Consider the following 18,286-nt stretch of genomic DNA (forward strand, 5'->3'; position numbering starts at 1 on the left):
CATTGTTTCTGTTTTCATTACTTCTGTTTTCATTGTTTCTGTTTTCATTACTTCTATTTTCATTACTTCTATTTTCATTATTACGATTTTCAAAATTACGATTTTCATTATTACGATTATCGTTACTTTTATTATCGTTGCTTCTGTTCTCTAAATTACGGTTATCCATACTCCGACCTTCATTACTGCGATAGCTCTCACTCATTCGGCTATTATCATTTCCCTTAGATTGATCAGGCACTTTTACCAATTCATGTTGACGATTCTGCTCCGGTAGTCTGCGTATCACGTTATTTCGATTTCCTTGCATATGAGAAGATTCCATACTACGGTTATCTACACTCTGCTTTATACCCTCTGCTGCCATTTTAACTTCTTCCGTCTCAAGCTTTATAGGTTTGTCATCCGTACTTTTATTTATGGAGGCAACTAATTCTTGTCCTTTCTCCAATGCATTCAAAGCATCAATCAGTTCCTGCTTGCGTAATGCGCTAATACTTTTCATACCTTTATCTTTCGCAATGTCACGCAATTCAGAAAGCGACTTTGTTTCATACAAATTACTCATTCATTCTGCTCCTTTAATTAAACTAATCTATCTTAGGATTGGTTGAGAAATGATATAGAAAAAATGATGTGTCCTAGAGACATTTCTTATGATAGCTTCATTATACACTATTTGCTAAAAAAGAAAAGTATTTTTTTACAACAACCTTGAATTATCACAAAATTTAACAAATTTGAACTATTGCTATTCCCAAGCTTTCAACTTGATTTACCAAGTGCTAAGTGTTATTATTATGAAAGTATAGCCCTTGGATTAAGAGGGCAAACTTTCTATCATTCCAAGAAATTAGTATGCAAAGTTTACGGAAATAGTGTAATAAAAAATAAATTTTCACACGGCAAATATTATACCTGCGCCCCAAAGCTTGCAGGCATTGGAAAGGCATGGTTTTTTATTATGACGCTTAACGAAAAAGCACTGAAATTGTACGAAGAATGGAACGGGAAATTGATATTATGAATTTATTGCAGGATAAGCGTTATTACTCCTTAGATACTTATTATAAGGAACAATTCGGTGATAAGGTATACAAGCTTTCACTAAATGGCGGTATGACTTGTCCTAATCGAGATGGGACTTTAGGAACTGGTGGTTGCATCTTTTGTAGTTCGGGTGGTTCTGGTGATTTCGCCACCAGTATGAATTTATCAATTACAGAGCAAATTGAAGCAGCAAAAGAACTGGTAGCAAATAAGGCGAAAAGTAACCGTTATGTTGCTTACTTTCAAGCATATACCAATACCTATGCTCCCGTTGACTACCTTCGCTCTATTTTTACAGAAGCGATGGACCATGAAGAAATTGTGGCTCTTTCCATCGCAACCAGACCAGATTGTTTACCTGATGAGGTGCTAATGCTCCTTTCAGATTTAAATCAAAGAAAGCCAATTTATATAGAACTTGGACTCCAAACCATTCATGAAAACAGCGCTAAATTAATACGACGTGGTTATAACCTTCCTGTTTTTGAAGATGCGCTAGATCGTTTGTCCAACCTTAACATCCCGGTTGTTGTGCATGTTATCCTTGGTTTACCCGGTGAAACTAAGGAAATGATGTTATCTACCATAGACTATTTAGCAAAACTTCCAATACACGGAATCAAATTACAACTCATGCATATTTTAAAAAATACCGATTTGGAAGATCTCTATAGGAAAGACCCAACGTTATTTTCACTTTTACAGTTAGAAGATTATATTAATATTCTATCAGAATGTTTGGAGCACCTTCCACCACATATTGTAATCCATAGAATAACTGGGGATGGGCCAAAAAATCTTTTAGTAGCACCACTATGGAGCGGTAATAAACGCCATGTTTTAAATACCATTCAAAAAGAATTAAAGGTACGAAATTCTTACCAAGGAAAATACATTCGAACCAATCTCGAATAGAAGGGAGAACAACAATGCAAGCGGAAACTCTAATGCTTTACAAATTAATTGTACTTTATATCTTAGACAAAGTGGACTTTCCACTAACCAATGGCCAATTAACCAATTTTATACTTGAAAAAGATTATACGAATTACTTTAACATTCAACAAACAATCTCTGAGTTAATTGACGATCAATACATTATTGCTGAAACTATCCGAAACAGCTCTCTCTATCAAATTACAGACTCAGGTAAGGAAACACTATCCTTCTTTTGCAATACAATTGCACAAGCCATCCGCGACGACATTGATATTTATCTAAAAGAGCACAAGTACAGTTTGCGTGAAGAGGTATCTACTCTCGCAGATTATTTTGAAGTTAAAAAAGATGAGTTTATTGCACACCTTCGTGTTATGGAAGGTTCCAGTGCAATTATTGATTTAAAACTATCCGTTCCATCGGAACGGGAAGCAAATCTTATCTGTAATAATTGGAAGCAAAAAAGCTCCGATATCTATACCTTTGTAATCTCTTCGCTGATTGCAGATTAATTTTAAATGAAACAAAGAGCATAATTTCTATCGCCCTTTGTTTACATATATATTTTTAGGAGGCCCCACTATGTTAGACCCAAATTGTTCTTACTGTGCTGAAGGCGAATTAGTTGCTAAATTCGGCATCAAAATCTGTGAATTACCTGCATCCAAGGTTTATCTTTTTAAAGAGCAAAGCCATAAAGGAAGATGTATTGTTGCAAGTAAATATCATGTTAGTGAAATGATTGAATTATCCGAGGAAGAGCGTAATGCTTTTTTTGCAGATGTGAATAAGGTTGCTAATGCAATCCATAACGCATTTCATCCGGATAAAGTTAACTACGGTGCATACGGTGATACCGGACATCATCTTCACTTCCATCTTGTTCCTAAGTATAAGGATGAGTTTGAATGGGGCGGTACGTTTGCTATGGACCCTAAACAAACAACATTATCCGACCAGGAATACGAGGAATTAATCGAAGCATTAAAAGCGAACCTTAAATAAAAAACATGCTTTGCGAACTTTTCCTTGCCATGAATAATTAAAATCGAATATACATGAACATTAAAATAAAAGTGTATCAGATGGTTTAGAATAGATGTCTAACCATATTGATACACTTTTTAATTCTTAACAAGAGAAAATTGTAAAGTTCTTATATAATCACATTGCAATTTTTCATTTAAATAATAATGATGTAGATTTTTCTTCCCTATCTTAGGGCAAATATTGGAATTCCGGTTTAATAAAAGTCACCCCATGCAACATAACATAATCAAGGAACTTCTGATAATATCTTGGGATTACGGCATTTGTTTCCATGTGATCATGTAACAATACGATATGTCTGCTTTCTTCATCTAGAAGTAACTCACTGCTTTCTTGCTTCCTTTCGTAAATACGTGCTATAAAATCCTCATAGGTTAAGGAAGTATCATTATGAACACGATATTCTGTAAAATCATAGGTCCACAAAACATCGACGCCTTCTTTCAAACCTTCCCTATCATACCACTCACTCGTTATGTGTGTATCATCCAATTTGCAAAACCCTTGATTCTTTAAATACTCCTGGAACTCTTCTGATTCTTTAAGTTTCCTTGCTCCATACGGAAACCGGAATAATTTAAACTTTCTCACTACACCTGCATGTTGGTATATCTCATTAATTAATTCCTCGGTTTTTTCAACTTCACTTATGCATTGCTCTAATGTTAACTGTTCAAAATTTGGATGAGAATAACTGTGATTTCCAATGATAGCACCTTTTTTTAGTGCGTAAACTCCCTCTTCCATCTTCTTTTCAATATGCTGACCTGTAAAGAAAAAAATTGGTTTTATCCCTCTTTCCGTCAGATAATCAATAATATCTCGTGTAATATCAGAAGGTCCATCGTCCATTGTTAAATACGCAATGCTCATACTAATAACCATGCCTTTCCATAAACGCAAACTTTAGGCCACGGCACAATATATGTACAATGACTTGCAAAGCAATTCATTGTACATAACCACCATTCCAGTGCCTTACACCTTGTTAATAAAAAAAACATCCTCCCATATTATACCACAATCAAACGGTAGGGTGTAATTATTTTGTAATTACTCAGACTCTTTTTGCACCTTATATTTTAACTTACAGATACCTTGTGTCATGGTACCCATAGGGCAATACACACACCAAGACCTTGGTTTATATAGTAGCATGGTCACCAGACCTAAGATAGTAGATGTCAGCATGATGCTGTAGAATCCAAATCCGAATTGCACCAACCAAGAGGATGCATAAGAATATTCAGCAAAATTCCAAGGCAACTTAAAAGTCCATAGAATCGTAATCACTTGCTTTAAACTTTTTGCTCCGCTTAATACAAAGTAAGTGTTCATAAGCATATTTAGAAACATAGTAAGAAAGAATATCAAAAATCCATATCGAAAATAATTGGAACGTATCCATTTCGGTGTTGCTTTATTTCTTGATAACTTTAGGCGAACACCTAATAGGGTAAGTAACTGTCCTCTTCCACAATAACGATTACAGTATACCTTACTTCCCTTAAACATTGAAATTAAAAGGGGAATAAAAAAACAAAGTAATCCTAACCAAGCAAATAAAATATTAAATGGTGATAATACAAGATAAATTGTTGAAGCTATCCATAGCTTTTCATACCATTTTGCTTGTTGTTTTATTTTCATTGTGAAACCTCCCACTCCATCATCTGAATTGTTCCTGCCGGACAAGCCTTACTACATTTACTGCATCCAATGCAACGTTCTTCATTCACTGCTGCATGGATTCCACGATAAATTGTAATTGCATCTCTCGGACAGACATTGACACACACTCCACAGGCAACACAATGTTTTTTCAAAACCTCTGCCATCCTCTTCTTTTTTGGTAACATTGTTACTGCTCCTTCCTTATCATCACTAGCTCGCATAGTCGTACTAGGATGATACCAAAGAAGCACGCTTGCGTATGTAACTTGGTCACAGGAGACTTATAAACCCAAAATAATAATGCTTTTCACGCTATTCCCCTTATCATGTAAAAAAATAACCCGAATATGAAATCCTTAAAAACATATTGCAAGGATTGTTATTCGGGTTATTATGTTTCATAACTATTTTAGGCGAAGTATTCTTAAGCTTGTCTGCATGATTTAGCATCATAATCCACTCTTTGCTTTCTCTTTGTTGTTACGATTGCAGCCCCTAATACCCCTATCTCATACAATAGTGTTAAAGGTAATCCGAGCATAATCTGAGAAATAACATCGGGTGGTGTTAGAATCGCTGCAAGAACAAATAAAAGGAAAATTACATACTTCTGGCACTTCATCAACTGAGAAAGCTTAACAATCTGAAGTTTTGTCAAGATTAAGATGGCCAATGGTAGTTCAAACGTAATACCAAATGGAATCATAAAACGGACCATAAATCCCACATAGCTTTCTATGGATATCATTGGCGTTGCAAGCTCACCACTTGAAAACACAAAGAAATTAATCGCCATATGAAATACAATTAGATAAGCAAATAAAATACCTAGAACAAATAGCAACAAAGCTACGAAAAATACTCCTCCGTAAACAAATTTTTCTCTTCGGTAAAGCGAGGGGGCAATAAACATCCATAGCTTTCCCAGTACCAAAGGGAATGCCAGAATGATAGCGAATAAAAATGACACCTTCATCTGTGCTGTGAAAGATTCTGCAAGTGCAGTGTATACAATTGTGATATTGCGATCAACCAAAGGTTTTGCGACTATGCTAAGTAACCACTCAGAGCAGCAAAGCCATATCACAAGAAAAAACAACAAAATTATTACCACACTAAACATAAGAACCTTTCTAAAATCTAATAGATGCTCCATAAGAGTTTTGGGTTCGCCAAGCTTTTTTGAATCCATGTAACCTTGTATTCGCTTTTTCATCCGATTAGTTTTCATTGGATGAGTTTCCTTTCGCTTTTGATATAGAATCTTCGCTATGTACCTCCTTTTTAAATTCTCTAATACTTGTCCCTAGCGCTTTCCCTACACCAGCTAATTTACCCCCACCAAACATTACTAAAGCAAGTGCCAAGATTAATAAAATTTCTGTTGTGCCAATTCTCATAATATCCTCCTTTTATAAAGATTAATTTTATGTACTACCACAAGGTCTTTTATGCTTTACTTGATGCTTTATTGATACTTTATTTGATGCTTTATTTGAAACTTTATTTGATACTTTACATGATGTTTTACTGCTTTTTTACTTGATGCTTTACTAATATCCCCCTATTACCTTCTTATGCTTTATAATTACTCAACCGCTGACTTAACATCAGTAATGACACCATTACAATCCTTAAGGTCTTTTTTCACCTCGTTCATAGCATCAGTGATTTCTACTAGTTTGTCCTACTTCTTTTGTAATGTCTTTTATTTCTTCACAGTCCTTTTTCACTGTATTTATTTCTTCCTCAATATTAAGAATTTCTCCAAATTCCTCTTTTAAGTTACCTAAGTACTTCACGCCTTTTCCTATAGCTCTTGCAATCTTCGGAAGATCTTTTGGCCCTACCACAAGGAAAGCAATAAGTAACAGTAATATAAATTCACTCATTCCAATATTAAACATGGTTACCTCCTAACCGCCTTGTTCACTTACTGCTCTTATTTAAGTGCTCATGCTAACATGCATCTAATATCGATAGGTAAAGTGGTAGCGGGAACCACTTGCGAAGTTCTTCTGTATTTTCATCTCTCTGTAATGATGAAAGTGGTGAGAATAATAATTTCACAGCCTCATTATAGGTGTAAGATGGGACGTTTTTTAACTTCGTATCTTTATGTACACTTTCCCTTCTTACCTCTTGGCAGACTTCACTCACACTTATGGTATATAGTTCATCCTCAATATAGAATTTAGCTTCTCCCTCCAGTACCTTATTTGTCTGCGACAAAAAAGGAAGATAAGCCTTAATGACTGCTTCAAAATCAAAGACGCAAAACGAATGGTTACATGTAATTTCATAGGTTTCACAAAGATTCTGTAATTCCTTATCCTTTTTTATTTCTGGCAGGGGTAATGCAAATTCTAATTTTTCAACCTTACAACTCTCCATACATAAAAAGCAAATATCGGTAATAGACACGGAATCATCCTTCCGATAAAGTTCCCTTATCCGCCCGGTATTCCCTTCTATACTGATACTAAGATATCCTTTAAAGGCTCCATCTTTATAGATGACATAAGGAATGCATCTCCATGACTGTAAGATTTCATAAAAGGAATCCTCCCTCCTTAATGCCCTTATCGGTATGGACGTAAAAAGTGAATAAGCTTGCTTTGCTTCCGCTGAGTCTTTCCTTAGCAGATCAACTGTAATGCCACTATCCATCGGCTTTGATAGCATGTTATGCTTTAGATTTGCTTTGTTCACTACACAATGAAATTCTAATCCAGCAGGTTCATATCCAAAGTATTCATAACGCTGGCGCTGGCCACCAAGAATACTAAGCATTGTCTTTTCTTCCTTCATTTCCTTGATTGCTTGCTCCATTAAAGAAGTCATATATCCCCTGCCTCTGGAACTTTCATGAACAGCCACGAGACCTATGTAGCGAATGGATAGCATTTGATCATACACCTTGAGGGTTAGTGGCAGGGAGAGTAACATCGCCTTTAACTCCCCCTCCTCTTCTATCACACGAAAATGCTTCGGTAAATCCGTATCCTTCTTTAACTTCGGAAGTAAACATTCAAAACCACCGGGCAAAACCTCATCTCCAAATACTTCATTGCCAAATTCAATGAATTTCTCGATAGGATAGCCGATTCCAGTTTTATATTCCATGACTTCTCCTAATTCTATTAAGATCTGAATTTTTTAAGATCTGAATTTTTTAAGATCTAAAATTATTTTAAGATCTGAATTTCTTCTAATATCTGAATTTCTTTTAAGATCTGAATTTCTTCTAATATCTGAATTTCTTTTAAGATCTGAATTTCTTTTCATAATCTGTAATCTCAATTGTCTTCCCCTGAAGTCTTGATTCTTCTGCTGCAAACGCCATGATATGGCTATGAACGGACTGCGAAATCGTATTGGAATTCTTTCTAACTCCTTTTAAAATAGAAACGAATTCTTCCATAATTCCTTCATCTCCACCACTATGGCCGGTATCCCCCGGAATCAGATTGTATACATTTGTTGTTCCTGTCATGATTCCTTGACCAAACTCAGTCACTTCAATTGTGTTCTTATCCATGCTGGCACGAATCTCACCTTTTGTTCCCATGAACTTTATTGTTCTATCGCACGCATTAGAGAAGGCACACATGGTAAATGCAACCGTTACTCCATTTTCAAATAATATCGATGCCACCTGATGGTCCACAACATCGTTGTCATTATGAAATACACAGACACCATAAGGTCCTTCCTGTAAAGCTTTCTTTCTAGCCTCATAGCTTGTATCCGTTCCAAGACAAGAGGTCGGCCATTTTGTATCCTCCGTTAGATAAATTTTTGGTGCATAATATGGACAGGTAGAGCTATGCGGGCACCCATCCATACAACGTTTTGGTGAGCCAACCGGAGCATTTTCTTCTTTAAAATAAGTTAAGTCTCCATAGGAAGAGATACTCTTACAGCGGCTGTCTAACAGCCATGCTAAGATGTCCATGTCATGACAACATTTCGCAAGTATCATCGGAGAGGAATCCTCTCTTCTATGCCAGTTTCCTCTGACATAACTATGTGCATAGTGCCAATAAGCCACATTTTCGGTATGAGTAATGGATACGACATCGCCTATCGCACCAGATTCCATAATCTCTTTGATTTTTCTATAAAATTTGGTATAGCGCATCACATGGCAGACTACAATTGTCGTCTTATGTTTCATCGCAAGCTCCTCTAATTGGATACATTCAAGAGGATCTGGAGATATTGGTTTTTCTAATAATATATCATATCCTAAACGGATTGCTGTGCAGGCATAATCAAAATGGTCTTTATCCTGTGTACAGATAAGAACTGCATCTGCAATCTTTCCTTGTGATAAGAACTCCTTAGCATTCTCGTAGGCATGTTCCTTCGATACGCCATAATCGTTACAAAACTGTTCTCTTCTCCCGAAATCCGGCTCTGCTACTGCGACGAACTCTACCTCATAGCCATGTAATTTTGCGTAAGGTGCATAACTATTCTGACCACGCTCTCCTGCCCCAACTAATGCTAGTTTAATTTTTTTCATCTTTTATCCCTTTTCTATTCAGAACCTTTTTTTATGCAGCCATACTTTATAGTCAGCTTTCGCCACCCTATGAAATATGCGCCCAAAAAGTGCAAGAATTTCATCTATGGATGAATCTCCTATAAGCTAAATTACTTCACTAACCATAAAGTATCCTACAGGTCAATCAATAACTCTCATTATAGTAACTGATTGAACGGAAGGAGCAGATAGCATGCTTAATATATAAACTGAATAGTTTTCCTTTCTCTTTTATTCCTGTTATAAATCCAGCCAAACCCTTAATACATTGACATCTTTGCCGCATAAGAAGCGCTAATCTCGCAGATGAGAGGTCTTCCTTCAAGAAAATTATGAATATCTGTAATCACAGAAGAAGTTACAGACAACCTGCGGTCAATGGTCGGTCCTCCCATATGAGGAAGTAGCAAAGCGTTTTCACACTCTAGTAAAGGGTGGTTAGAAGACAATGGTTCTGTTTCATAGACATCAAGAGCTGCATAAATTTCCTTCTTATTTAAAACATTAATTAATGCCTCTTCGTCAATAATAGCTCCTCTTGCTGTATTGATTAATAAGGCTCCTGGTTTCATTTGATTTAACAGTTCTTCTGTTATTAGGTGGTAATTCTCCGGTGTCATCCCACTATGAATAGAAATAATATCGCAAGTACTAAATATCTCGTCCAAGGTAGCCTTTTCCATCTGATGCTGTTCTAACTCTTCGTTAGCAATATGGCGGGAATATACTTTAATCCCACAATGAAATGGCTTTAGCATGGATACTACATAACGGGCAATCATTCCATAACCAACAATTCCAACCTTTCGTCCCAATAACCCACGATTATAAAACTGGGCTGGCCATATTCCCTGCTTAAGCTCATAAGAAAACTTTGGAATATCTCTTAAGGAAGAAAGAGCATAGGCAATCACACCTTCTGCAACGCTTTCTGCGAAAACCGAGTTGCCGCTAACCACACGAATACCTCTCTCATAGCAGGCATCCGTTACATAAGGTTTTACGGAACCACCGGTATGAGCGATAAATTGAAGACGATTTGCATAGGTTAATACTTCTTCCTCCATCACAGGAGTTCCCCAGCCTGTTACACAGATATCGATGTCTCTTAATTTTTCAGCAAATTCCTCTTTTGTAAATTGCTTTTCAGAAACATTCCAGATAACATTACCGATGCTTTCGAGTTCTCTCTTTCGTGAAGCATTAAAAAATGTTGGAAATACTGCACTTAATGTCGGGATAGTAACTAATATACTTAACATAGGAGTACCTATCTGCGCGTTGCGACGCGCTAGTTAAACTGAAACTACTCTGGTCTCAATTTATCGTAGAATGTTGAATCGCGATTTTTTCAACATTCCTTTCCATCTTTGTCTATAGTATTTATCATTCTTATCTTAGCTTTCACTGCTGCCTCTCCTGTCGTTGTTATTTCAACACCTTCCGTAAAATAACTGTTTTCAATAGCAACAGGGCGTTTGGATCGATTGGAACGCTGTGTCAGGACCAAGCGTTCTGCCATACATCCTCTCACCTGAAGTCCATCTGCGTTTAACAGAAGACTTCCGCATTCCTCATATTTTTCTGTCTTTTGTATTACGACATCTTGTAGTGTTAAATCGCTTACCTTTGCAAAAGCCAGTCCCCAGCAACCCACATGGCGTATCACAGTAATCCTTTTTGCGCTGGATCCCCAAGTTGGTCCACTGTTTGCAAAGGAAAGCAAGCCGGAATTTCCGATATAGGTAAGGTCGTGCTCAAATTGTCCATGAGTAACAAAGGCACCATGGAAATCACCGTCGCCGTGGCAGTTCTCCACCATGCAGTATGCACTACCCGTAAAGTCGTTTAGGTGCCTTGCATTGCTTGCTTCACAATCTCTAACCTTTCCATATAAACAATGTATTTGCTGTGTCAGATAACCCGTACCTCCAACCACCACCTCGATAGGATTATGTAAGGAGCATCTTTCCGTCACATAGCCTGTGTTGTGCCTTCGTAATATTACCGGCCAATAGGTAAACTTTGCATGAATGTTACTAACATTACAATTGACTGCATATTCATAGGCAATAGGTTCAACACCTGTTTCCTCTCCCTCTCGGTTTCCACAAAACCTCATATTATTAACCGAAACATCTACAATGGGCTTTACTTTTTGGTAAGTTAATACCCTACCAGTTTCAAGTGGCCATCCCATCTTATAGTTAAAGCGAACATGAGTCTTATCAATAATTTCCGTAACCTGAACCATCTTATCTATTTCTTTTTCTTCTCTTCCGCTTAACGCATTGCAAGTAACAATCCACCAAGAATCCAGTTCAAATTGGTCGGAATCATCTACTTCAAATATATCATAGAGTTCCTGTAACGGATGTGATAAACTTACACTTCGTATTTCATTTAGCCTTTCCCCGGTAATATGAAACAGTGCAGAGAAAGGATCGTTATGATTTGCATGTTCTATCCCTATCGCAGTTACTCTATTTCCATGAAAATCAAAAGTAATATTACTTCGTTTTATATGATGTCTTTTCGTAAAATTCAGTGGCGTATACGCATGGACTACTCGAATTGTCTCATCCGAAAGCATCTCTTCCAGTGCAATATCTGCCGGAACAGAGTCATCTAGTATTCCGTATCTACTAAAGTCTGTCTCAAAGGTTGTCATCTCTTTTCGCATCATTTAACCTCTTTAAAAATAGCTGCTGAAAAATGAACCTTACTACATACAATTTCATTTCTCAGCAGCCTTATCTTAAATTTTTATTTCATAGCCTCATTCCATCTTGCTAAAGCTGCTCTCTTGATTTCTAATAACTCTGGAAGACCTGTTTTATTTAACGTATCAATATATTCATCAAACTTATCGACACTTACTTCACCAATGATGAACTTGGTTGTCATCATTGTTACATAGGTATATAAGTCATTTTCAATTACGTTACCGCGCTCAGACTCTTCTGCTGTAAATCTGGCATTGATAGGGTAAGCAGTCTTATAATATGGTTTCTGCATGCTATTTACTTGTTCTACCTTCATCTCCATCAAAGGATTTCCAGCAGGACCGGCAGTGAAGTTTAAGTAACCTGGTAATTCCATATTTACAGAGATGGATTTGTTGATATCTCCAAAACCAGTGATTGGATTAATCCACTGATAAAAATCTTTCATACCGTTTGTGTATTCCCAATGCTCGCCCTCCCAGCCAAGGAATAAGGTCTGTCCGGAGAAGCCCTCAACCGCATTTTCAGGAGTTGCATAGAACATGTCAAGTAAGCGGATTGCTGCTACCGGATCTTTACATTTGTCTGTGATAAATCCTCTTGCTGGATATAAGTTATCTGGTTGGATTACAACTTTTTTATCATTGGTACTACTGGTTAATGGAGGTAGTGATAACTGCTGTGTTACTGTCACTTCCGGATCAAGTAAGGTTGGAGACGCGGAGTATACACCACACATTCCTGCTTTTACTTTAGCTTGCCATTGTTGACTTGTCTGTGTTGAAAACTCTGGATCAAGTAATCCTTCACTATAAAGCTTGTTTGCGTAGATTAAGAACTCTTTATACTCTGGTAGAGCTGGCGCATATACTACTTCACCATTTTTAATATCAAATCCTAAGCCTTCTGCAGTACCGGTAAATGCAGGGATTAAAAGACGACGAATTGTTGTATTTAATCCGGAACAGCTGAACGGAATTTCGTCATTTGGATCACCATTTCCGTTTGCATCCATTTCTTTAAACTTTACTAGCATATCGTATAATTCATCTGTTGTTTCTGGAACCTTTGTTATTCCTACATTGTCCATCCACTTTGAATCAAAGAATCCGGTATGACCTTGAGTTGTAGCAGTCTGGAAAGCATATGGTAATCCGTAAATCTTACCATCCATGGAAGTAATCGCTGCTTTAATGTCAGGACGTTCCTGTAATAATGCTTTGATATTCGGAGCATATTTATCGATTAAATCTGTTAAGTCTAGGAATACTCCTTGTGGACCATAAGTCTCTTCATCCGTGATGGAAGAGGTATCTGCACGTAAAATTAAGTCAGGATATTCACCGCCAACTAATGCAATGTTTTTCTGCTCTACGAAGGTATCTCCTTCTGATAACTCAAACTCAAAATTAATGTTTGTGATTTTTGTTAAACGTTTGAATACTTCAAGTTCGCCCCAATCCGTTCCACCTGGATCCTTACGTCCCATAATTGTAAGTGTAATTGGCTCTTTTACAATCGGATAAACGCCTACCGCATTCACATTTTCCGGCATCTCATCTTTTCCTGAATCGCCATCGGATGGAGTACTTGGCCCCTCGGATGGAGTTGCTGTTACATTATTGTTTACCTGATCCTCATTCTTTTTGCCGCATCCAGCTAGCAAAGTTACCGCCAAACATGTGCAAATCCCCATTGCTACAAGTTTCTTAAACCTCATAATGAATCCTCCTCATACAATAAATTTCTCTTGGCTAAATTATATCACGATTGGTGTAGTTCCGGATTTATAATTACCCTTTTACTGCACCTACCGTTACGCCCTTCACAAAATACTTTTGAATAAATGGATAAATCGCCATTACCGGAAGAGAAGCAACTACAATTAAAGCATATTTAATTTGCTCTGCTGCTTTTAGCTCTTCCTGCAATAGGCCAGCAGAATCTCCGCCTTGCTGTAACATCTCTGCATTGAACTGACTCCTCATTAATACTTCTCTCATAATAATCTGCAAAGGTTTATAACGATCATCACGTATGTAAATCAATGCCGTAAAATAACCATTCCAATGGTTTACTGCAAAAAACAGCGCCATAACCGCACAGATTGCAGTTGAAATTGGCAATACAACCTGTAGAAAAAGCCTTACATTTCCACAGCCATCAATTTGTGCTGCCTCATGTAACTCATTCGGTATATTCGTCATAAAGAACGTTCGGCTAATAATTATATTCGTCATGGATGTTGCACCGAGTATAACCATAACCCACGGATTGTTATATAAACCTAGGTTTTTAACTGTCATAAAGGTCGGAATCAATCCCCCTGAGAAAAACATGGTAAATAAAAACATGAGTGTAAAAAACTTTCTTCCTACAAAATCTTTTCTGGACAGTGCGTAAGCTGCTGGTAAAGTGACCGCTAGGTTTAATAAGGTTCCTCCGCCTGTGTAAATCAAAGTATTGATATAACCTCTTATAATACTTTTGTCATTGAATAGGTTTTTGTAACCGGTGAAACTAATTTCCTTTGGAAGCAGCCAGACCTTACCTGAATTTACTAAGTCCGGATTACTAACCGATGAAATAATAACAAACCATAGAGGGTAGAGACATAACAGTAATATTACAGTTAAAAGAGTGTAGTTGACGATAACAAAAATCTTGTCGCCTCTTGATTGCTTCATTTTATTCTTTCGCTTCATGTATCCCCCTCCTTTCTACCATAATGAGTTTTCACTAACTTTTCTTGATATCTTATTGACCGTTACTAAAAGAAGCAAATTTATTACATTATTAAATAGTCCGACAGCAGAAGATAAACTGTACTGAGCTCTTTGAATACCTAACTTATATACATAGGTAGAGATAACTTCGGACACCATCATGTTTCCATCCTTTTGCATCAGTAACACCTTTTCAAAGGAAAGATTCATGATTCCGCCAACCGTCATAATCAACATCACGACAATTGTTGGCATAATAGCTGGTAAATTAATATGCCTAATTCGCTGCATTCTGCCTGCACCATCCATAATGGCTGCTTCATGTAATTCGGGTGAAACACCACTTAGTGCGGCAATGTAAATTACTGCACCATATCCGGTAACCTGCCAAACACCACTCCATACATAAATATCATTGAATAAGCTATCTTTCATCAAGAACATCGTTGGCTCGGAGTGAAACAGTGCAGCTCCTATTTGATTGAACAATCCGTTTCGTGAAAGAAACAAATCAATCATACCGACAAGAACTACCGTTGAGATGAAGTAAGGCATATATGTAATGTTTTGAACTGTCTTCTTAAAAAACTTATTCCCTACCTCATTGATCATTAGTGCTAATAAAATCGGTGTTACAAAACTGACTGCCATATAATATAAGGAAAGGGTTATCGTATTCATAAATATCTGCGAAAAGTTAACTGAGCTAAAGAATGTTCTAAAATGTTTAAAAATTGGATCTGCCCAAGGGCTTCCTCCAAATCCTTTCGTAGCGATAAAGTCCTTAAAGGCTATTTGTACTCCATACATAGGTACATACGCAAATATTAGAAAATACAGGAATGCGGGTAATATAAATAAGTACAGCGCCCAGTTTCTTTTAATTAGCACACAACTTCGATGCCTCATTCGTGCTCTTACCTCTTTGCTGGGTCTGGCTCGACCTTCTTTTCTTTTATCCTTTCTAATCCCCATAAGGATATTCCTCCTTCTCTTTTCGTTTCAAACCCAATAACTTCTATAGTTCTATTTTCTTATGTATTAGTAAGAACGTATGTCCTTAGGCTTGCTTTGTACTTTTATTATATCTTCTGTATCTGAGACTTAAAATTGCCACTACTTAATCTTAAACTCACAAAAATTAATCTGGGCATAACACATGTCCACCTCTTAGAACTAACAATTTTAAGGATTCCCTATCAAAGTTTAAACTTTATACTTTGTTACCTTAGGCTTAAATACTGGCAATTTACTGTGTTTCCATGGTCTTTTATACTAAAAGCAAAAGACAATAGAAACTAGGACATAAAGAATCTACTGTCTTGGGAAGAAAACTTTAAGGAGGAGTTCCTATGTGGACTGAAGAAAGATTAGATACCTTATTGACCAATCCGTCAAATGCGCTAATTGAAGATATGAAAAAGATTACCGGTGATATTATGATTCTTGGCGCTGGAGGCAAAATGGGCCCGACGCTTGGCTTGCTAGCAAAACGTGCTTGCGAGAGTGCCGGTATAACAAAACGAATTATTGCGGTATCACGTTTTAGTGATCCGATTGTGAAAAAGCTCCTTAGCGACCATCAGATAGAGATGATTTCTGCTGATTTATTGGAGCCTGGAGCAATTGCATCACTTCCAAAAGTAGAAAACATTATCTATATGGCTGGGAAGAAATTCGGTACAAACGGCAATGAATATCAAACCTGGGCGATGAATGCAACCGTTCCCTCTCTTGTTATGGAGCACTTCAAAGACAGCCGTATTGTTGCATTTTCCACCGGAAACATTTATCCAAAGGTTGCAATTTATAGTGGAGGTGCTACGGAAGAAACACATCCAGAACCGGTTGGAGAATATGCGATGTCAAGCCTTTCCAGAGAACGTATCTTTGAGTACGGCGCAAATTCCTATGGGACCAAACTTGCCATTTACCGATTAAACTATGCTGTTGATCTCCGTTATGGCGTGCTATATGATATCGCAGAAAATATTATGAATAACCGCCCTATTTCCTTAGAGAGTCCTTGCTTTAATTGTATCTGGCAGGGAGATGCCAATGAAGTTGCAATCAGACTTCTGCTTCATGCCGACAGCTCTGTATTCCGTTTAAACGTTACTGGACCGGAAACCATTGGTGTCAAACAGACTGCCCTTAAATTAGCAAAGAGACTTGGCAAAGAGGTAAGTTTTGTTGGTGAAGAGTCTTCGACTGCTTACTTAAACAATGCCTGTAAGATGACAGAACTTTTTGGTTATCCAACCGTTTCTATTAACACCTTAATTGACTGGCAGGCAGAATGGATCTTATCAGGTGGCCGTTCTCTTGGAAAACCAACACATTTTGAAGAAAGAAAGGGGAATTTCTAATGAATCGACAGGAAACTGCTCTCCATAATTTAAAAGAAGGTACCGTAATTCCTGCTATCCCACTCGCACTCCATAGTGACCGTACCTTTTACGAGGAAGGTCAACGAAAATTAGTGAAGTATTACCTTCATGCTGGGGTTGGCGGCGTAGCAGTTGCAGTACATACCACTCAGTTTGAGATCAGAAAACCGGAAATCAATTTATTGGAACCGGTACTTAAGGTTGCAGAAGAAGAAATCACAAAATACGAACAGGAGACCGGGAAGACGATTATCCGAGTTTCCGGTGCTTGCGGAAGGACAGAACAGGCAATATGTGAAGCAAAACTTGCGAAATCACTTGGTTATGATGCCGTTTTACTTAGCCCTGGTGGTTTATTAGAAGAGAGTGAAGAATACCTTATTGAAAGAACACAGGCTGTTGCAGCCATTCTACCTGTCATCGGCTTTTACTTACAGACAGCCTGCGGCGGAAGACGCCTTTCCTATGAATACTGGAGGGCTGTAGCAGATACTCCGAATGTAGTTGCTATCAAATGTGCTTCTTTTAACCGTTATCAAACGATTGACCTTGTTCGTGGCGTTGCTGCATCAAAAAGAAGTGATGAGATTGCTCTTTACACGGGTAATGATGATAATATCGTTGTAGATCTGCTTACCCCATTTCGCTTTACGATGGATGGAAAGCAAGTGGAAAAACGTTTTGTTGGTGGTTTACTTGGCCACTGGTCTCTCTGGACAAATAACGTAGTAAAGCAATTTTCTGAACTAAAGAAATATCAAACAGAATCTATGATACCAAGCGATTTACTCTCCTTAGCAATTGAAGTAACTGACTGTAATGGAGCCTTCTTCGATGTCGCGAATAACTTCGCTGGCTGTATCCCAGGTGTACATGAGGTTCTGATGGAACAAGGACTTATGGAGGGTATCTGGTGTTTAGATGAAGAGGAAATATTATCAGAAAATCAACTGGATGAAATCCATCGTGTACAAAATATGTATCCACATCTAATGGATGATCAATTTGTAAAAAGCTTTTTATCTCAAATAAAATAATATTCTATAAGACGAGCCTCAATATAAATAAAGTGGAAAGAAAAAACACCTTCTTTGTCCGTTTTTTGATATACTTAACGGGAAGATATAAAAACTTTACAAGAAGAACCCGTATGTAGGTTCTTCTTGTAAATGAAAATAG

19 protein-coding genes are annotated in these 18,286 nt (G+C 37.3%); 5 read left to right on the top strand and 14 right to left on the bottom strand.

Going from position 1 to position 18,286, the window contains the following annotated elements; translation table 11 throughout:
• A partial coding sequence (locus tag RTP52_RS16075; protein ID WP_312372466.1) for a Rho termination factor N-terminal domain-containing protein occupies window positions 1-568 on the bottom strand: 568 nt, incomplete at its 3' end.
• Window positions 569-1,023: 455 nt separating this feature from the next.
• On the opposite strand from RTP52_RS16075, the gene RTP52_RS16080 reads away from it, so the two are divergent.
• From RTP52_RS16080 to RTP52_RS16090, 3 genes are all read left to right on the top strand, one after another.
• On the top strand, window positions 1,024-1,965 hold the full coding sequence (locus RTP52_RS16080; protein ID WP_312372467.1) for a TIGR01212 family radical SAM protein: 942 nt from the start codon (window positions 1,024-1,026) through the stop codon (window positions 1,963-1,965).
• A gap of 14 nt (window positions 1,966-1,979) precedes the next feature.
• Window positions 1,980-2,501, top strand: a complete 522-nt coding sequence (locus RTP52_RS16085) for a DUF4364 family protein (protein WP_312101304.1) — start codon at window positions 1,980-1,982, stop codon at window positions 2,499-2,501.
• Window positions 2,502-2,571: 70 nt separating this feature from the next.
• Window positions 2,572-2,994 carry an HIT family protein gene (locus RTP52_RS16090; protein WP_312372468.1) on the top strand — a complete coding sequence of 141 codons (423 nt, stop codon included), beginning with the start codon at window positions 2,572-2,574 and terminating at the stop codon, window positions 2,992-2,994.
• A gap of 213 nt (window positions 2,995-3,207) precedes the next feature.
• Here the strand turns inward: RTP52_RS16090 and RTP52_RS16095 are convergent, their stop codons facing one another.
• From RTP52_RS16095 to RTP52_RS16155, 13 genes are all read right to left on the bottom strand, one after another.
• Window positions 3,208-3,912 carry a polysaccharide deacetylase family protein gene (locus RTP52_RS16095; protein WP_312372469.1) on the bottom strand — a complete coding sequence of 235 codons (705 nt, stop codon included), beginning with the start codon at window positions 3,910-3,912 and terminating at the stop codon, window positions 3,208-3,210.
• Window positions 3,913-4,092: 180 nt separating this feature from the next.
• Window positions 4,093-4,689 (bottom strand): 4Fe-4S binding protein, encoded by a 597-nt coding sequence (locus tag RTP52_RS16100; RefSeq protein ID WP_312372470.1) that lies wholly within the window; start codon window positions 4,687-4,689, stop codon window positions 4,093-4,095.
• Complete coding sequence (locus tag RTP52_RS16105; RefSeq protein ID WP_312101313.1) at window positions 4,686-4,934, bottom strand: 4Fe-4S dicluster domain-containing protein; 249 nt, start codon at window positions 4,932-4,934, stop codon at window positions 4,686-4,688. Before RTP52_RS16105 ends, RTP52_RS16100 begins: the two co-directional genes overlap by 4 nt.
• A 203-nt stretch (window positions 4,935-5,137) precedes the next feature.
• Window positions 5,138-5,944 (bottom strand): twin-arginine translocase subunit TatC, encoded by an 807-nt coding sequence (gene tatC, locus RTP52_RS16110; RefSeq protein WP_312372471.1) that lies wholly within the window; start codon window positions 5,942-5,944, stop codon window positions 5,138-5,140.
• Window positions 5,934-6,113, bottom strand: coding sequence for a twin-arginine translocase TatA/TatE family subunit (locus RTP52_RS16115; RefSeq protein WP_312101317.1), 180 nt, complete (start codon window positions 6,111-6,113; stop codon window positions 5,934-5,936). The genes tatC and RTP52_RS16115 overlap by 11 nt, the downstream gene beginning before the upstream one ends.
• Before the next feature lie 264 nt (window positions 6,114-6,377).
• The gene (locus RTP52_RS16120; protein WP_312372472.1) at window positions 6,378-6,620 is read right to left on the bottom strand and encodes a twin-arginine translocase TatA/TatE family subunit; all 243 of its coding nucleotides are present in this window, start codon (window positions 6,618-6,620) and stop codon (window positions 6,378-6,380) included.
• Between the two features lie 52 nt (window positions 6,621-6,672).
• A complete protein-coding gene (locus tag RTP52_RS16125) occupies window positions 6,673-7,839 on the bottom strand; it encodes a GNAT family N-acetyltransferase (RefSeq protein ID WP_312372473.1) in 1,167 nt (388 codons plus the stop codon).
• A 139-nt stretch (window positions 7,840-7,978) separates the two neighbouring features.
• Window positions 7,979-9,244 carry a Gfo/Idh/MocA family protein gene (locus tag RTP52_RS16130; protein WP_312372475.1) on the bottom strand — a complete coding sequence of 422 codons (1,266 nt, stop codon included), beginning with the start codon at window positions 9,242-9,244 and terminating at the stop codon, window positions 7,979-7,981.
• 281 nt (window positions 9,245-9,525) lie between these two features.
• Window positions 9,526-10,527 (bottom strand): hydroxyacid dehydrogenase, encoded by a 1,002-nt coding sequence (locus tag RTP52_RS16135; protein ID WP_312372476.1) that lies wholly within the window; start codon window positions 10,525-10,527, stop codon window positions 9,526-9,528.
• Between the two features lie 89 nt (window positions 10,528-10,616).
• Window positions 10,617-11,951, bottom strand: a complete 1,335-nt coding sequence (locus RTP52_RS16140; protein ID WP_312372478.1) for a hypothetical protein — start codon at window positions 11,949-11,951, stop codon at window positions 10,617-10,619.
• An 80-nt stretch (window positions 11,952-12,031) separates the two neighbouring features.
• The gene (locus RTP52_RS16145; RefSeq protein ID WP_312372480.1) at window positions 12,032-13,711 is read right to left on the bottom strand and encodes an ABC transporter substrate-binding protein; all 1,680 of its coding nucleotides are present in this window, start codon (window positions 13,709-13,711) and stop codon (window positions 12,032-12,034) included.
• Window positions 13,712-13,784: 73 nt separating this feature from the next.
• Window positions 13,785-14,696: a carbohydrate ABC transporter permease gene (locus RTP52_RS16150; protein WP_312101336.1), complete on the bottom strand. Its 912-nt coding sequence runs from the start codon at window positions 14,694-14,696 to the stop codon at window positions 13,785-13,787.
• 15 nt (window positions 14,697-14,711) lie between these two features.
• Complete coding sequence (locus RTP52_RS16155; protein WP_312372482.1) at window positions 14,712-15,692, bottom strand: ABC transporter permease; 981 nt, start codon at window positions 15,690-15,692, stop codon at window positions 14,712-14,714.
• A gap of 377 nt (window positions 15,693-16,069) precedes the next feature.
• On the opposite strand from RTP52_RS16155, the gene RTP52_RS16160 reads away from it, so the two are divergent.
• Window positions 16,070-17,086 carry an NAD-dependent epimerase/dehydratase family protein gene (locus RTP52_RS16160; RefSeq protein ID WP_312372483.1) on the top strand — a complete coding sequence of 339 codons (1,017 nt, stop codon included), beginning with the start codon at window positions 16,070-16,072 and terminating at the stop codon, window positions 17,084-17,086.
• A complete protein-coding gene (locus RTP52_RS16165; RefSeq protein ID WP_312372485.1) occupies window positions 17,086-18,144 on the top strand; it encodes a dihydrodipicolinate synthase family protein in 1,059 nt (352 codons plus the stop codon). Before RTP52_RS16160 ends, RTP52_RS16165 begins: the two co-directional genes overlap by 1 nt.
• Window positions 18,145-18,286: the final 142 nt, after the last annotated feature.

Source organism: Lachnoclostridium sp. (genome assembly GCF_031997925.1).
In the GTDB taxonomy this organism is placed as follows: Bacteria; Bacillota; Clostridia; order Lachnospirales; family Lachnospiraceae; genus Lachnoclostridium.

Excerpts from the sequence above, each read along its gene's own strand:
- RTP52_RS16080 (WP_312372467.1), top strand. The coding sequence starts at position 1,024 with ATGAATTTATTGCAGGATAAGCGTTATTACTCCTTAGATACTTATTAT.
- RTP52_RS16085 (WP_312101304.1), top strand. The coding sequence starts at position 1,980 with ATGCAAGCGGAAACTCTAATGCTTTACAAATTAATTGTACTTTATATC.
- RTP52_RS16090 (WP_312372468.1), top strand. The coding sequence starts at position 2,572 with ATGTTAGACCCAAATTGTTCTTACTGTGCTGAAGGCGAATTAGTTGCT.
- RTP52_RS16095 (WP_312372469.1), bottom strand. The coding sequence starts at position 3,912 with ATGAGCATTGCGTATTTAACAATGGACGATGGACCTTCTGATATTACA.
- RTP52_RS16100 (WP_312372470.1), bottom strand. The coding sequence starts at position 4,689 with ATGAAAATAAAACAACAAGCAAAATGGTATGAAAAGCTATGGATAGCT.
- RTP52_RS16105 (WP_312101313.1), bottom strand. The coding sequence starts at position 4,934 with ATGCGAGCTAGTGATGATAAGGAAGGAGCAGTAACAATGTTACCAAAA.
- tatC (WP_312372471.1), bottom strand. The coding sequence starts at position 5,944 with ATGAAAACTAATCGGATGAAAAAGCGAATACAAGGTTACATGGATTCA.
- RTP52_RS16115 (WP_312101317.1), bottom strand. The coding sequence starts at position 6,113 with ATGAGAATTGGCACAACAGAAATTTTATTAATCTTGGCACTTGCTTTA.
- RTP52_RS16120 (WP_312372472.1), bottom strand. The coding sequence starts at position 6,620 with ATGTTTAATATTGGAATGAGTGAATTTATATTACTGTTACTTATTGCT.
- RTP52_RS16125 (WP_312372473.1), bottom strand. The coding sequence starts at position 7,839 with ATGGAATATAAAACTGGAATCGGCTATCCTATCGAGAAATTCATTGAA.
- RTP52_RS16130 (WP_312372475.1), bottom strand. The coding sequence starts at position 9,244 with ATGAAAAAAATTAAACTAGCATTAGTTGGGGCAGGAGAGCGTGGTCAG.
- RTP52_RS16135 (WP_312372476.1), bottom strand. The coding sequence starts at position 10,527 with ATGTTAAGTATATTAGTTACTATCCCGACATTAAGTGCAGTATTTCCA.
- RTP52_RS16140 (WP_312372478.1), bottom strand. The coding sequence starts at position 11,951 with ATGATGCGAAAAGAGATGACAACCTTTGAGACAGACTTTAGTAGATAC.
- RTP52_RS16145 (WP_312372480.1), bottom strand. The coding sequence starts at position 13,711 with ATGAGGTTTAAGAAACTTGTAGCAATGGGGATTTGCACATGTTTGGCG.
- RTP52_RS16150 (WP_312101336.1), bottom strand. The coding sequence starts at position 14,696 with ATGAAGCGAAAGAATAAAATGAAGCAATCAAGAGGCGACAAGATTTTT.
- RTP52_RS16155 (WP_312372482.1), bottom strand. The coding sequence starts at position 15,692 with ATGGGGATTAGAAAGGATAAAAGAAAAGAAGGTCGAGCCAGACCCAGC.
- RTP52_RS16160 (WP_312372483.1), top strand. The coding sequence starts at position 16,070 with ATGTGGACTGAAGAAAGATTAGATACCTTATTGACCAATCCGTCAAAT.
- RTP52_RS16165 (WP_312372485.1), top strand. The coding sequence starts at position 17,086 with ATGAATCGACAGGAAACTGCTCTCCATAATTTAAAAGAAGGTACCGTA.